Origin of the sequence: Glycomyces sp. NPDC046736 (assembly GCF_040645615.1) — a bacterium.
Classification (GTDB): Bacteria; Actinomycetota; Actinomycetes; order Mycobacteriales; family Micromonosporaceae; genus Glycomyces.
Map to the genome: position 1 here is coordinate 26814 of NZ_JBEYYO010000012.1, position 14241 is coordinate 41054.

The 14241-nt window shown below is 70.0% G+C and carries 14 protein-coding genes; 5 read left to right on the forward strand and 9 right to left on the reverse strand.

Translation table 11 applies throughout. The features are described from left to right. Positions 1–21: 21 nt before the first annotated feature. The 5 genes from rpmI to AB0B28_RS13360 all read right to left on the reverse strand — a co-directional run bounded on the left by rpmI (position 22) and on the right by AB0B28_RS13360 (position 2479). The gene (gene rpmI, locus AB0B28_RS13340; RefSeq protein WP_360120433.1) at positions 22–216 is read right to left on the reverse strand and encodes a 50S ribosomal protein L35; all 195 of its coding nucleotides are present in this window, start codon (positions 214–216) and stop codon (positions 22–24) included. Positions 217–293: 77 nt separating this feature from the next. Continuing rightward, positions 294–887, reverse strand: coding sequence for a translation initiation factor IF-3 (gene infC, locus AB0B28_RS13345; RefSeq protein WP_360120435.1), 594 nt, complete (start codon positions 885–887; stop codon positions 294–296). A 348-nt stretch (positions 888–1235) separates the two neighbouring features. Next, positions 1236–1715 (reverse strand): PH domain-containing protein, encoded by a 480-nt coding sequence (locus AB0B28_RS13350; protein ID WP_360120437.1) that lies wholly within the window; start codon positions 1713–1715, stop codon positions 1236–1238. A gap of 66 nt (positions 1716–1781) precedes the next feature. Then, positions 1782–2177, reverse strand: coding sequence for a hypothetical protein (locus AB0B28_RS13355; protein WP_136530083.1), 396 nt, complete (start codon positions 2175–2177; stop codon positions 1782–1784). Then, positions 2174–2479: a hypothetical protein gene (locus tag AB0B28_RS13360; RefSeq protein ID WP_360120439.1), complete on the reverse strand. Its 306-nt coding sequence runs from the start codon at positions 2477–2479 to the stop codon at positions 2174–2176. The genes AB0B28_RS13355 and AB0B28_RS13360 overlap by 4 nt, the downstream gene beginning before the upstream one ends. 188 nt (positions 2480–2667) lie before the next feature. Between AB0B28_RS13360 and AB0B28_RS13365 the strand changes: the two genes are divergently transcribed. The 5 genes from AB0B28_RS13365 (at position 2668) to AB0B28_RS13385 (ending at position 9373) form a co-directional block, all read left to right on the forward strand. Beyond that, on the forward strand, positions 2668–4152 hold the full coding sequence (locus AB0B28_RS13365; RefSeq protein ID WP_360120441.1) for an aminopeptidase P family protein: 1485 nt from the start codon (positions 2668–2670) through the stop codon (positions 4150–4152). Between the two features lie 437 nt (positions 4153–4589). Continuing rightward, positions 4590–7310 carry an aconitate hydratase AcnA gene (gene acnA / locus AB0B28_RS13370; protein ID WP_360120667.1) on the forward strand — a complete coding sequence of 907 codons (2721 nt, stop codon included), beginning with the start codon at positions 4590–4592 and terminating at the stop codon, positions 7308–7310. A gap of 65 nt (positions 7311–7375) precedes the next feature. After that, on the forward strand, positions 7376–7762 hold the full coding sequence (locus AB0B28_RS13375) for a VOC family protein (protein ID WP_360120443.1): 387 nt from the start codon (positions 7376–7378) through the stop codon (positions 7760–7762). Positions 7763–7814: 52 nt separating this feature from the next. After that, positions 7815–8267: a DUF3291 domain-containing protein gene (locus AB0B28_RS13380; RefSeq protein ID WP_360120445.1), complete on the forward strand. Its 453-nt coding sequence runs from the start codon at positions 7815–7817 to the stop codon at positions 8265–8267. Positions 8268–8317: 50 nt separating this feature from the next. Continuing rightward, positions 8318–9373 (forward strand): NAD(P)-binding domain-containing protein, encoded by a 1056-nt coding sequence (locus tag AB0B28_RS13385; protein ID WP_360120447.1) that lies wholly within the window; start codon positions 8318–8320, stop codon positions 9371–9373. Here the strand turns inward: AB0B28_RS13385 and AB0B28_RS13390 are convergent. The 4 genes from AB0B28_RS13390 to AB0B28_RS13405 all read right to left on the reverse strand — a co-directional run bounded on the left by AB0B28_RS13390 (position 9360) and on the right by AB0B28_RS13405 (position 14220). Then, complete coding sequence (locus tag AB0B28_RS13390) at positions 9360–10232, reverse strand: endonuclease/exonuclease/phosphatase family protein (RefSeq protein ID WP_360120449.1); 873 nt, start codon at positions 10230–10232, stop codon at positions 9360–9362. The genes AB0B28_RS13385 and AB0B28_RS13390 overlap by 14 nt on opposite strands. 113 nt (positions 10233–10345) lie before the next feature. Then, positions 10346–11263, reverse strand: a complete 918-nt coding sequence (locus AB0B28_RS13395; RefSeq protein ID WP_360120451.1) for an endonuclease/exonuclease/phosphatase family protein — start codon at positions 11261–11263, stop codon at positions 10346–10348. Between the two features lie 153 nt (positions 11264–11416). Next, the gene (locus AB0B28_RS13400) at positions 11417–12835 is read right to left on the reverse strand and encodes an FAD-dependent monooxygenase (RefSeq protein WP_360120453.1); all 1419 of its coding nucleotides are present in this window, start codon (positions 12833–12835) and stop codon (positions 11417–11419) included. Positions 12836–13077: 242 nt separating this feature from the next. Then, positions 13078–14220, reverse strand: coding sequence for a VLRF1 family aeRF1-type release factor (locus tag AB0B28_RS13405; protein ID WP_360120455.1), 1143 nt, complete (start codon positions 14218–14220; stop codon positions 13078–13080). Between the last annotated feature and the right edge of the window lie 21 nt (positions 14221–14241).

Below are 14241 nucleotides of genomic sequence, written 5' to 3' on the forward strand. Positions count from 1 at the left end.
CGGATGAAAGTCAGACGGGGGCTACTTGCCGAGCAGCTTCTTGACCTGCTTGACGTCGGACGGCGCGACCTCGGTGCGGCCGTCCTTGCCGCGCTTGAGCTTGGAGGACTTGTGCTCCATGAGGTGGTTCTTGCCCGCCTTGCGTCGCATCAGCTTGCCCGAGCCGGTCACCTTGAACCGCTTCTTGGCACCGCTGTGGGTCTTCATCTTCGGCATCGTGCTTCTCCTATGTGTTTCAATCCGGCCGGTCCTGCGCGCGGTGGCGCACGGTACCGGCCGGCAAGTGCTCGGGTCTAGGACTCGGGCGTCTCGGCGGGCTCGTCGGCCGGGGCTTCGGCCTCGTCGCCCTCGCCGCGGTCGCGGCCCTTGCGCCCGCCGCCCTTGATCTCGCCCTTGGGGCGGATGGGGGCGACGACCATGATCATGTTGCGGCCGTCCTGCTTCGCGGCGGACTCGATGACCGCGAGGTCGGCGAGCTCCTCGGCGAGCTTGTCCAGCAGTCGCCGACCCAGCTCGGGGCGCGACTGCTCGCGTCCGCGGAACATGATGGTGATCTTGACCTTGTCCCCGGCCGTCAGGAATCGCACGATGTGACCCTTCTTGGTCTCATAGTCGTGCTTGTCGATCTTGGGCCGGAGCTTCATCTCCTTGATGACGGTCTGCTGCTGGTTGCGGCGGGAAGCACGGGCCTTCTGAGCCGACTCGTACTTGTACTTGCCGTAGTCCATGAGCTTGCAGACCGGCGGACGGGCAGTGGGCGCGACTTCGACCAGGTCCAGGTCGACGTCGGCTGCCAGTTGCAGGGCCTTGTCGATCGACACGATGCCGACCTGCTCTCCCTGCGGGCCGACCAGACGCACTTCTTTGGTCCGGATCTGGTCGTTCACACGCAAATCGCTGATGGGGCCTCCTTGGTTCGCGATTCTCGCCGGTGCGCTGCGCACCGGCGGCCCTGTGGCTTACGGGTCGTCGCCAGCGCGGGTGCGCCGGCGGCTTTCGCAAGCGTGACCCAGCAGGCCTCACAGGTAGAGGTCCCCAAAAGAAAAGACCCCAGCCGAGGCTAGGGTCCACTCCAAAGTACGGCGAATGCATCGCCGTCTTGTGACCCGTTCGCCAGTCGGTCCCGAGGGACCCGGCTGAGGGTGGGAGCTGGACTCCGCTTGCGGGTGCGTCGCGTAAAGCACGCACAACAAGCGAGTATAGCCAACCCCGAGGCCCGGGTTCGACCAGACCCGCTATGACGTGCGCGACTGCTCCAGGAGGGCGCGCAGGCCCTTGACGGCGGCCAGCGCGCGTTCCTTGTCGCTGACCTGGATCGCCATGATCGACATCTCGTCGTCGTCGGCGAGTTCGACGGTCGCCCAGGTCATCTTGTCGGTGAAGTTGATGGCGGTGACGACGCCCCAGGGGAAGTAGCGCTTGGAGGTCACGTTGGTGACCTCGATGCCCTTGTCGTCGGCGCGGACCTTCAGGCGCAGGAAGCTGAGGGCGATTCCGGCGCCGATGACGCCGAGGCCGATCATCCCGGCCTGGTCGGCGACGGTGACGGCGCCGCCGCCGGCGGTCTCGGAGCCGAGGGTGAACGAGAGCGCGCTGAAGCCGACGAGGGCCACGGCCGCGCCGATCCAGGCCCCGATGCGGGACTTGCGGGGCTTGTACTCGACGTGCCCGGCGGGTTCGGTCTCGGTCATGGTCTGCTCCTGTGCGGCGCTCACGCTGCTCCCTCGATGCGGTGTCGAACTGTTACGGGTTTCCGGGCCGGCGGGCCCGTAAACGCCCTGCTAGGGCAACTGGTCGATCTCCAGGCCGGAGTCGAAGGCGAGCAGGGTCTTCGGCTCGCCGGTCACGATGGGCCAGCCGGGGCGGTTGAGGCCGCACCAGGCTACGTGCCCGGCGGCGATGTTCCCGTGCTGGCGCGAGCGCGAGAGCATCAGGCCCACGTCGCGCGCGGACTTCTGGTCGAGGTCCATCACCACGGTCACCGGGAGGCCGAGCAGGACCAGGAGGGCGTCCCGGTCGCGGCGGCGGGCCTGGGACCAGGCCTCGGCGAGGGCCCCGGAGGGGATCGCGAGGACCACGTTCTGCTCCAGGGCGGTGAACACGACCGCCTGGGGGTAGGGCATGGAGGTGGCGAAGCCGACGATGGCCGAGACGTCGAGGATCCGGCCGCCGATCACGTGCGGGCCTCGCCTTCCCGGTCGTCGACGCCGAGGACTTCTCGGGCCCACGCCAGGTGCTCGGCGCTGGGGCCTTGGCCTTTGCGCTCGAAGAGGTCGTGGAGGTCGGTCAGGGACCGGTCGCGTTCGAGGCGCTCGGCCACGGCCGCGGCGACGTACTCGTCGACCGAGGGGGCCCGCCCGACCGCGACGAGGCGGCGGATCTGTTCGAGCTGCTCGGGGGAGAGGGTCACGCCGTGCCGCGTCTGACCCGTGCCCGCACCCGCGGGAGGGTTGAACGAGGAGCTGGCGCGATCGGTCACGCTCCTCAGGGTAACCCGACGGCGACCGGGACCGGCACCGGCCATGACCGCCCTCGCACGCGCGCAGAGGAGGTACGGTCGGGGGCGGAGCGCGTCCCGGCCCGGGACGCGGCTTCGACGAGACGTCTCGGCGGCGCGTGCGAACCATAGGCCGCCGGGAACCGCAACGGCGCATGGAAGGACCCGTCATGACCGAGAAGAAGTCCGGTGAGCGGCCCCACGACCCGAAGTTCCCCGAGAAGTTCTTGAACTTCATGCGCACCGGTTGGGGCGCAACGGAACTGGACGTGGCCGAGCTCGACCAGGCGGCCTACACGGCCCGCCGCCGCGCCGCGGTCTCGGCGGCCTTCCCCGGGGAGACGGTCATCGTCCCCACCGGCGCCGAGAAGACCCGCTCGAACGACACGTTCTTCCGCTTCCGCGCGGGCTCCGACTTCGCTTGGCTCACCGGCGACCTCGACCCCGAGGGCGTGCTGGTCCTGCACCCGGTCCACGGCGGCCACGACGCGGTCCTGTACCGGCGCGGGCGCAAGGGCACCGACTCCGACGAGTTCTTCCGCTCGGCGAAGTACGGCGAGCTGTGGATCGGCCGCAAGCACTCGCTGGAGGAGACCAGCGTGCGCCTGGGCATCGAGGTGCGCGACGTCGAGCGCCTGGAGGGCGAGCTCACCGGGGCCGAGCGCGGCAAGGTGCGCGTCCTGCGGGGCTTCGACGCGGCCGTTGACGCGAAGTTCCCCGCCGAAGAGGCGGTCAAGGACGCCGAAGGGCACGCGCAGCTCACCCGAGACGCCGAACTCGCGGCGGTGCTCTCCGAGCTGCGGCTGGTCAAGGACTCCTGGGAGCTCGCGCAGCTCCAGAACGCCGTGGACATCACCGTGCGCGGCTTCGAGGACGTGGCGCGCGTCCTCCCGGCCGACGGGTCGATCCCCGAGCGGCTCCTCGAAGGCGTGTTCGGGACCCGCTCGCGCGTGGAGGGCAACGGGCTGGGCTACGACTCGATCGTGGGCGCCGGCTCGCACGCCACCACACTGCACTGGATCACCAACGACGGGCACACCACGCCCGGCGAGCTGATCCTCATGGACATGGGCGTGGAGAACAACCACCTCTACACCGCCGACATCACCCGGACCCTCCCGGTGAGCGGGCGGTTCACGCCGCTCCAGCGGGAGGTCTACGACATCGTGCACGCCTCGCAGCAGGCAGGCATGGACGTCATCAAGCCCGGCACCGAGTTCCAGGAGATCCACCAGACCTGCATGCGGGTCCTGGCCGAAGGCCTCAAGAGCTTGGGCGTCCTGCCCGGGTCGGTGGACGAGGCGCTGGACAAGGACTCGCTGATCTACCGCCGCTGGACGCTGCACGGGTTCGGGCACATGCTCGGCCTCGACGTCCACGACTGCGCCAACTCCCGCCCCGAGCACTACTACAAGGGCGCGGTGCAGGAGGACTTCGTGCTCACCGTGGAGCCGGGCCTGTACTTCCAGGCCAACGACGAGCTGGTGCCCGAGGAGCTGCGCGGCGTGGGCATCCGCATCGAGGACGACGTGCACGTCACCGCCGAGGGGGCGCACAACCTCTCGGAGGGCCTGCCGCGTTCGGCCGACGACGTGGAGAACTGGCTGGCGGCCCAGCGCGAGGCCGGTCCGCGCGCCGCGCTGCCGGTCGAGTGAGACTCGTCGCTTTTCGATAGAACGCGCAGGTCGCGACGGGCGTCACAGGGCCGCCGAGGAGGCCCGAACGCCCGAAGCGTATAGTCCGGATTGAGACTTATATCCACCGCACCGGGCCGGCGGCGGCGAGCATCACCGCACACCGACCGCCAGCCGCCGCCGGCCTTCAAAACCGCTCGCGACCACGCCGAGCGCGAGGCCACCGGCCCGGAGCGCGACCGCATCGCGGAACTCCCCCACCGAAACCCACGGCCGCGGCCCCTTGCTTAGGCTCGGCTCAGCACCGCGCGCGGCGAGCCGGGTGATACAGTTGGACCCGTTAAACAAGACGGACGTACTGTTTAAGAGTCGGCCGTCTGCGCGACCTCGGTTCCCGGCCCTTCAGGTTGCGGCAGACTGACACCGACCTTCAAATCCTGAAACGAGGAGCTCTCATGGTGAGCACGGACTCCTTCAACGCCCGCGAGACGCTGCGGGTCGGCGAGCACGAGTACGACATCTTCCGGATCGACAGAGTCGAGGGACACGAGCGGCTGCCCTACAGCCTCAAGGTCCTCCTGGAGAACCTGCTGCGCAACGAGGACGGCGCTGACATCACCGCCGACCACATCCGCGCGCTCGGCTCGTGGGACGCCTCGGCCAAGCCGAACACCGAAATCCAGTTCACGCCCGGGCGCGTGATCATGCAGGACTTCACCGGCGTCCCCTGCGTCGTCGACCTCGCCACGATGCGCGAGGCCGTGCGCGACCTCGGCGGCGACCCCTCCAAGATCAACCCGCTCGCGCCCGCCGAGATGGTCATCGACCACTCGGTCATCGTCGACTTCTTCGGCCGCCCGGACTCGTTCCAGCGCAACGTTGAACGCGAATACGAGCGCAACCGCGAGCGCTACCAGTTCCTGCGCTGGGGCCAGACCGCCTTCGACGAGTTCAAGGTCGTCCCGCCCGGCACCGGCATCGTCCACCAGGTCAACATCGAGCACCTCGCCCGCGTGGTCATGACCCGCGACGGCGTGGCCTACCCCGACACGTGCGTGGGCACCGACTCCCACACCACGATGGAGAACGGCATCGGCGTCCTCGGCTGGGGCGTCGGCGGCATCGAGGCCGAGGCCGCGATGCTCGGCCAACCGATCTCGATGCTCATCCCCCGCGTGGTCGGCTTCAAGCTCTCCGGGGACCTCCCGGCCGGCACCACCGCCACCGACCTCGTGCTCACCATCACCGAGCAGCTGCGCGAGCACGGCGTGGTCGGCAAGTTCGTCGAGTTCTACGGCGAGGGCGTGGCCTCCGTCCCCGTCGCCGACCGCGCGACCCTGGGCAACATGAGCCCCGAGTTCGGCTCCACCTGCGCGATCTTCCCGATCGACGACCGCACCGTGGACTACCTGCGCCTGACCGGCCGCACCGACGAGCAGATCGCGCTCGTCGAGGCCTACGCCAAGGCCCAGGGCCTGTGGCACGACGCCTCCCGCGAGGCCGAGTACTCCGAGTACCTCGAACTCGACCTGTCGACCGTGGTGCCCTCCATCGCCGGGCCCAAGCGCCCGCAGGACCGCATCCTGCTCGACCAGGCCGACGCCCAGTGGCGCCGCGACGTGGCCAACTACGTGCGCGACGAGGCCGGGCTGGAGTCCTTCCCCGGCTCCGACTCGCCCGCCGAGACCCCCAACGGGGCCCGCCCGCACAACCCGCAGACCGTCAAGTCCGAGGACGGCGAGTTCGAGCTCGACCACGGCGCGGTCGTGATCGCCGCGATCACCTCCTGCACCAACACCTCGAACCCGTACGTCATGGTCGGCGCCGGGCTCCTGGCCAAGAACGCCGTCGAGGCGGGCCTGCTGTCCAAGCCGTGGGTGAAGACCTCGCTCGCGCCGGGCTCCCAGGTCGTGACCGGCTACCTCCAGCGAGCCGGGCTGTCGCCGTACCTCGACAAGCTCGGGTTCAACCTGGTCGGCTACGGCTGCACCACCTGCATCGGCAACTCCGGCCCGCTGCCGGAGGAGACCTCGGCGGCCGTCCAGGCCGGCGACCTCGCCGTGACCGCGGTGCTCTCGGGCAACCGCAACTTCGAGGGGCGCATCAACCCCGACGTCAAGATGAACTACCTCGCCAGCCCGCCGCTGGTCGTGGCCTACGCGCTGGCCGGGTCGATGGACGTGAACCTCACGACCGACCCGATCGGCAAGGGCAAGGACGGCCAGGACGTGTACCTCCGCGACATCTGGCCCTCGGCCGAGGACGTGCGCGAGGTCGTGGACGGCAACATCGGCCGCGACATGTTCCTCGACGAGTACGCGTCGGTGTTCGACGGCGACGAGACCTGGCAGTCCCTGCCGATCCCGACCGGCAACACCTTCGAGTGGGACGACGCCTCGACCTACGTGCGCAAGGCCCCCTACTTCGAGGGGATGCCCGCGACCCCGGCGGCCGTCGAGGACATCACGGGCGCGCGCGTCATGGCGAAGCTGGGCGACTCGGTCACCACCGACCACATCTCCCCCGCCGGGTCGATCAAGGCCGACTCGCCCGCGGGCGAGTACTTGAAGGGCCAGGGCGTGTCCCCGGCCGACTTCAACTCCTACGGCTCGCGCCGCGGGAACCACGAGGTCATGGTCCGCGGCACGTTCGCGAACATCCGCCTGCGCAACCAGCTCGCGCCGGGCACCGAGGGCGGCTGGACCCGCGACTTCACCCAGGCCGGCGGCCCGGTGTCGACGATCTACGACGCGTGCCAGAACTACGCGGCCGCGGGCACCCCGCTGGTCGTGTTCGCGGGCAAGGAGTACGGCACCGGCTCCAGCCGCGACTGGGCTGCGAAGGGCACCCGCCTCCTGGGCGTCAAGGCCGTCATCGCCGAGTCCTACGAGCGCATCCACCGCTCGAACCTCATCGGCATGGGCGTGCTCCCGCTCCAGTTCCCCGAGGGCGAGTCGCACCAGAGCCTCGGCCTGACCGGCGAGGAGACCGTCTCGATCACCGGCGCGACCGCGATCAACGAGGGCATCCCGGAGACGGTCACCGTCACCGCCGTCGCCCCCGACGGCGCCGAGAAGACCTTCGAGGCCGTGGTCCGCCTGGACACCCCGGGCGAGGCCGAGTACTACCGCAACGGCGGCATCCTCCAGTACGTGCTGCGAGGCCTGCTCGCCAAGTAGCGACAGCAAGAAGGGGGGCGGGCCGGTCGGCCCGCCCCCTTTTTCCGTCCTGACAGGAGACGAATGTGAACGATCGCGGCACCTCCCCCTACGGCTACGGGCTCCACCACGTGCAGTTGGCGATCCGGCCCCACGGCGAGGACCTCGCGCGCGCCTTCTACGTGGAGGTGCTGGGCATGACCGAGGTCCCCAAGCCGCCGGTGCTGGCCGGACGCGGCGGACTGTGGCTGCGCACCGACGCGCTCGAACTCCACTTGGGAGCCGATCCCTCGCATCTTCCGGCGCAGAAGGCGCACCCGGGAATCCTGGTCGCCGACCTCGATGCGGTCGCCGAGCGCCTCGAAGCGGCAGGGCACCCAGTGGCCTGGGACGCGGACTTCCCCGGCTACCGGCGGTGCTACGCGCGCGACCCGTTCGGCAACCGGCTCGAATTCCTCTCGCCGGTGTTCTAGGGCCGCAGTTCAACTCGTGGGACGCGGGTGGGCGCGGGAGTAGGCTCGGGGGATGTCGACCCCTCATGAGCTCGCGCAGGTCAACATCGCGCGGATGCTTGCGCCCCTTGACGATCCGTTGATGAAGGACTTCGTGGACAACCTCGACGAGGTCAACGCCGCGGCCGAGGCTTCGGACGGGTTCGTGTGGCGACTACTGGACGAGGCCGGGGACAACGCGACCGGGCTGCGGTTCTACGGCGACGAGTGGCTGATCGTGAACATGTCGGTGTGGAGCGACGCCGAGTCGCTCAAGGACTTCGTGTACGGGTCGATGCACCGGCCGTTCCTCAAGCGGCGGCGCGAATGGTTCGAGCGGCTCGCCGAGGCGGTCACGGCGCTGTGGTGGGTCCCCGCGGGCGAGCGGCCCACGGTGGCCGAGGCCGAGCGGCGGCTGACGCTGCTGCGCGAGCACGGGCCGACGACCGAGGCGTTCACGTTGAAGGACCCGTTCCCTAGTCCGTGAGGGGCCTCACCGGGAGGAATCCGCGCCTCGTTCGCGTCGTTTCAGCTTGCATGGTGCGAGAAGTGGAAGTCGTGGTCGTCGGGGCCGGTCAGGCCGGGCTCGCGGCCGCCTACCACCTGCGGCGCCGCTTCGAACCTGAGACCGGGTTCGCGGTCCTCGACCACGCCCCGCACGCGGGCGGCGCGTGGCAGTTCCGGTGGCCGACCCTCACCTTCAAGACCGTCAACGGGGTCTACCAGCTCCCCGGCATGGAAGTGCCCCAGCCGGACCCCTCGACCCCGGTGTCCGGGGTCATCTCGGACTACTTCGCCGCGTACGAGCGCGAATTCGACCTGCGGGTGCGGCGGCCGGTCTCGGTGCGCTCGGTCAGGTCCCTGCCGGACAAGCGGCTCGAAGTGGCCACCGACCAAGGCGTGTGGATCGCCAAGGCGCTCATCAACGCCACCGGGACCTGGGAACGGCCGTTCTGGCCGCGCTACCGGGGGCAGGAGTCCTTCGCGGGCCGCCAGCTGCACACCGCGCAGTACCGCGGGCCCGAGGAGTTCGCCGGCGAGCGCGTGATCGTGGTCGGCGGCGGGATCTCGGCGATCCAGCACCTGCTGGAGATCGCCCCGCACGCGGCCTCCACCGCGTGGGTCACCAGGCGGGAACCGCAGTGGCGCGACGACGAGTTCAACCCCGACCGGGGCCGCGAAGCCGTGGCGATGGTCGAGGAGCGGGTGCGGCGCGGACTGCGGCCGCAGTCGGTCATCAGCGTCACGGGAGTGCCGCAGACCCCGGAGATCCGGGCGGCCCGCGCGTCGGGCGTGCTTGCGCGGCTGCCGATGTTCGACCGGATCACTCCCGAAGGGGCGCAATGGGACGACGGAAGGTTCGTGCCCGCCGACGTGATCCTGTGGGCCACCGGGTTCCGGGCCGCGCTCGACCACCTCGCGCCGTTGAAGCTGCGGGGGCCGGGCGGCGGGATCGTCATGGACGGCACCCGCGTGGCGGCCGACCCTCGGATCCACCTCGTCGGCTACGGGCCTTCGGCCAGCACCGTGGGCGGCAACCGCGCCGGTCGCGCGGCCGTGCGTGAAGTGCGAGAGCTGCTCAGCCGATCGTGAGCACGGCCTGCACGGGCCAGTGATCGGAAGGGGCCACGTCCTGCGCCGCGCGCGGGTTGACTCCGGCGGTGCGCACGCGGACGCGGTCGCCTTCGCCGCCGGGTTTGAAGAAGATCCAGTCGATGCGCTTGCCGCCGACCACCGGCTTGGTGCGCCAGGCGTTGAACGTGGCCCAGTCGGGGGTCAGGTGGGCTTCGGAGGCGTCCCACGCGTCGACCAGGCCGCCGTCGGTGAGCACGCGGTGCGCGGGCGAGCCGGGCTCGCAGTTGAAGTCCCCGGCCAGGATCGCCGCGCCGGGGAAGCGGCGCAGCACGTCGAGACACATCCGGGCGCCCTTGCGGCGGGCCTTCTCCGAGCGGTGGTCGAGGTGGACGTCGGCCACGTGGAAGTCGCGACCGGTCGCGCGGTCCTCGAAGCGGACCCAGGTGAGCATCCGGACCGTGCCCGAACCCCAGTTGCGCGAGCCGATCACGTTCGGGCGCTTCGAGAGCCACAGGTGGTCGTACTCGACCGGGACGAGCCGCGAGCGGTCCCAGAACACGGCCGTGGCCTCCGAGCGCGAACCCCCGCCGCGCCCGAGGTGGACCCAGTCGTAGCCGTCGAGGTCCTCGCGCAGTTCCAGGAGCTGGCGGTAGCGGCCCTCCTGGGTGCACAGGACCGTGGGGCGCTCGGAGCGCACGATCTCGGCCACCAGCGGCCGCCGCTTCAGCCACGAGTGCGGGGCCCGGCCCGAGGAGGACTTGAGGTTGTAGGTCATGACGTGCAGCAGCGGCGCCGCGACCGGCCCGATGAGCGGCGCACCGGAGAGCGACGGTCCGGCCTGCGGACCTGCAAGCTCTTGGGGCTGAACGTCGTTCACCTCTCGACGATATCGGCCGCGGAGGCCTCAGAAGGCCCCTTCGGCAACTCCCGGCGACCCCAGACCCGATAGGATATATCCTATATCCTATACGATCTGGGGCCACTGAGGCCTTACGGCAGCTCGACCAGGGCCTGCACGGCCCAGTGGTCGGACGGGGTAAGGCCGTCCTTGGCGTAGGTGTTGACCCCGGCCTTGACGGTGCGCACGTCGGGCGTGGCGAGAATCCAGTCGATGCGGCGCTCGGCCTCGGTGGGGACGGGGTTCCAGCCGTTCCAGGAACCGTAGACCGGGGTGACCCGGTCCTCGGCCTCGACGAGGGTGTCGACCAGGCCGCCGTCGGCGAAGATCTGGTAGATCGGGGTGTCGGGCGTGTTGTTGAAGTCCCCCGCCACGATCACCGGCGCGTCCCACGGCGCGATGAGGTCGAGGTTCATCTGCGCGCCGCGCTGGCGCGACTCCTCCGACTGGTGGTCGAAGTGGTTGTCCACGGCGTAGAACTCCTTACCGGTGCGCTTGTCCTGGAAGCGGATCCAGGTGAGCATCCGCACGACATTGTTGCCCCAGCCCTTCGACCCGATGAGCAGCGGGGTGTCGGAGAGCCACTGGTGGTCGTACTCGACCACCTTGAGTCGCTTGGTGTTCCAGTAGATCGCGGTGGCCTCGGACCTGGAGCCGCCCAGGCGTCCGAGGTGGACCCAGTCGTACTCGCTGCCGAGGTCCTCCAGGACGTCCTGGAGCTGGCCGAACACGCCCTCCTGGGTGAGCAGCACGGTGGGCTTCTCTCGCTTGAGGATGGTCTTGACGAGCGGGCGGCGCTCGCCCCAGGTGTGCGGCGAGGCGTCGCCGCCCTCGTAGCGGAGGTTGAAGGTGAGCAGATGAAGCTGGTCGCCGCGCGGGCCGCCGATGAGCGGGCCGCCGTGGGCCTCCTGGGCCTGCGCGGTACCCGAGAGGGCGCCGGAGGCGACGGCGGTGGCACCGGCCGCGAGGCCGGCACCGAGGACGTTGCGTCGACTGAGGACATTTGCCATGGGACACCTGCATTTCGGGAGGAAACAGGGTGGACCGCCAGTCCATGGCAAAAGCGACTTCCGCGCTACCGCGAGCGCGTGAACGGATCGCGAACGGCAGAGGACCGCGGCGGCGGGCCGGGCCCGTCGCCGCGTGATGGAAGGGGTTGGGGCTCAGCGGGTTCCGCTGTGGACGGCGAGGTAGTCGGCGATCGCGGCCGGGTCGTCGGGTCCGGCCCAGCCGATGTAGCCGTCGGGGCGGACGACCTTGGCGGTCCCGTCGGGCTTCGCCGAGAACGCGTGGGCCGCGGTCGAGGAGTCCTCCCCGGCGCTGTCGAGGACCACGAACCTGCCGCCGCGCAGGGCTTCGTAGAGGCGCGAGCCGTCGGCGAGGTCCACGTCCTCGGCGCGGTGGCCCACGAGGCGGTGGTCGCCCTTCTCGTGTCCGTAGTGGATCGCGATGCCGCTGATCTCACCGGCCATGTGGCGCATCACCGGCTTGAGTCGCATGAGCGCGGCGATGGCGGTGGTGCGCACGATCTGGGCGGTGCGGGAGCGGCTGGCCGCGACGCGGACGAGGGTGCCGCTGGAGCGGAGCACGGCCTTGCCGACGGGGTGGCGCTCGGCCTCGTAGGTGTCGAGCAGGGCCGGGTCGGCCCCGCGCAGGACCGCGGCGAGCTTCCAGGAGAGGTTGGCCGCGTCCTGGAGGCCGGTGTTCATGCCCTGGCCGCCCGCGGGCGAGTGGCAGTGGGCGGCGTCCCCGGCGAGGAAGACGTTCTGGGCGCGGTAGGTCTGGGCCTGGCGCTCGTCGGAGTGGAAGCGGGAGACCCAGCGTGGGTCGTGGAGGCCGAAGTCGCTGCCGAAGGCGCGGCGCATCGCGGCACTGATCTCCTCGGCCTCGACCGGGGCGTCCTCGGGGCGCTGGTCGTGGCTGTTCCAGGCGAAGACGCGCCAGTAGCCGTCGCCGAAGTCGGCCGCGAAGGAGAAGGCCCCGTTGGCACCGTTGGCGACCGGGCTGCGCGGGGGCGGGTCGCTGAGCTTGACGTCGGCGAGCATGATCGATTCGAGGACGGCCTCGCCGGGGAAGGGGATGCCCGCGGCCTTGCGGACCGCGGAGTTCACGCCGTCGGTGCCGATCACGTAGCGGCCGGTGTAGTCGCCTTTGTCGGTGTGGACGGTGGCCGTTTCGGCGGTCTGGTCGAGGCCGGTGACCTTGTGGTCGTATAGGATCGCGACTCCGGCGCGCAGAGCGCGGTCGCGCAGGACCTGCTCCATCTTGTACTGCGGGGTGGAGTAGAGGTACGGGAAGCGGGTGGGCAGTTCGGTGAGATCGAGCTCGACGCGGCCGAACAGGAACAGTTTCCCGAGTTCGTTGCCGCCCAGGGCGAAGAGTTCGTCGGCGAGGCCGCGGGCGTCGAGGACCTCGATGGTGCGGGCGTGGACGGCGAAGGCGCGCGAGAGGTTCGAGAGGTCCTTGCCGCGCTTCTCCAGGACGGTGACGGCGATGCCCGCTTCGGCGAGGTCGCCGGCGAGCAGGAGGCCGGTGGGCCCGGCGCCGACGACGATGACTTCGGCTTGCTGCTGGTCAGACATGGTGGTCTCCCTTGGGGTGAGCCGATGAAGCTTAATTCATCAACTGATGAATTAAGCTTATGGGAAGGGACCCGGGAAGGGAAGCCTTTCGGCCGAGTTGTGATGGAGGACAACGGCGACCTGTGAGAACAGTGCCTGGAGTGCCCTGGAGATGCAGCAGGGCCGCGGGAGGTGAGAGACCCGCGGCCCTGTTCGTACTGCCGAAGATAGGTTAGCATAACCTAACTTCGAGATGCAATCGGTCACCACCGGAGAAATGCGCCCACACCGCCGACCTGCTTCCCCAGGCCTCCGGCCAGGATCGACACCTTCGCGTCCGAGGACAGCGCCATCTCGATCATCGCCTCGCCCAGCTGCGCGTCGGCGATCGCGGAGGCCACCTCGGCCTCGCCGGGCGCGATGGCGTCGGCCAGGACCGAGCCCTCGGGGATGCGGCGGCCGCTCCAGACCGAGTCGCGTTCGATGAGCAGCCGATCGACGCGGCCCTCCTGGAGCGCGTCGAGCACCTCCTCCGAACCGAGCGCGGTCTTCTTGGGCCCCGCCTCTGCGAAGTCGGCGGCGAGCTTCCCGTCCCGCTGCGCTCTGGCCGCGGCGATCTCGGGCGCGAGCGCCTCTTCGATCTGCGCGGGGGTGGCCTGGCTGAGCACCAGCTTCGAGGGCACGACCTCGGCCTTGAAGCCGTTTCGCAGCGATTTCGAGGCGGCCTCGACCAGCTCGGGGTCGCCGGTGACGACCAGGAGCTCCCAGCCGAACGTGGTCGCGTGCTCCTCGATCGTGCTGTGCGCGGCGGCCAGGAACTTCTGGAGGTGCTCGGCCACGCGGAAGTCGAACAGGTCGTACTGGGTGTAGGAGCTGGCGCCCCTCTGGCTGGCGGGGCCCTTCATGACGCGCCATTCGGAGGTGTCGAGTTCGAAGTGGAGCCCCGAGACCTCCTCGCACAGGCCGAAGCGGACGTCGAGCAGGCGCATGCCCTTGCCGTCCACGACGGCCACGCCCACGGGCGCGCCCTCGGCCCAGGCGCCGAACATCGGGGAGATGTGGGAGCGGGGGGCCAGGGCGATGCGGTCGGTCAGGGGCGTCTGCATCGCGACGCTGTAGGAGCGGCCGCTGTCGAGGGCCACGAACAGCGCGCGCCCCACCCCGGGGGCTCCGGGCCGGACGAGCTGCTCGATGTCGAGCTTCATCTCCTCGACGCGGCGGCCGAGGATCGAGCGGGTGGGGTTGTCGACGGCCTCGATCAGCTGCTTGAGCCCCTGATCGAGCCGGGTCTTCCAGGGCGGTTGGGATCCTTCCTGCCGGGGGTCGGCGTTGACGTAGAGCGAGAGCACGCCGGCGTCGTCGCGCAGGTTCACCAGCTTCAGTTGCGTCTCGCGGTCCATCGGCATGGCGATCGCCTCCTCGTAGAG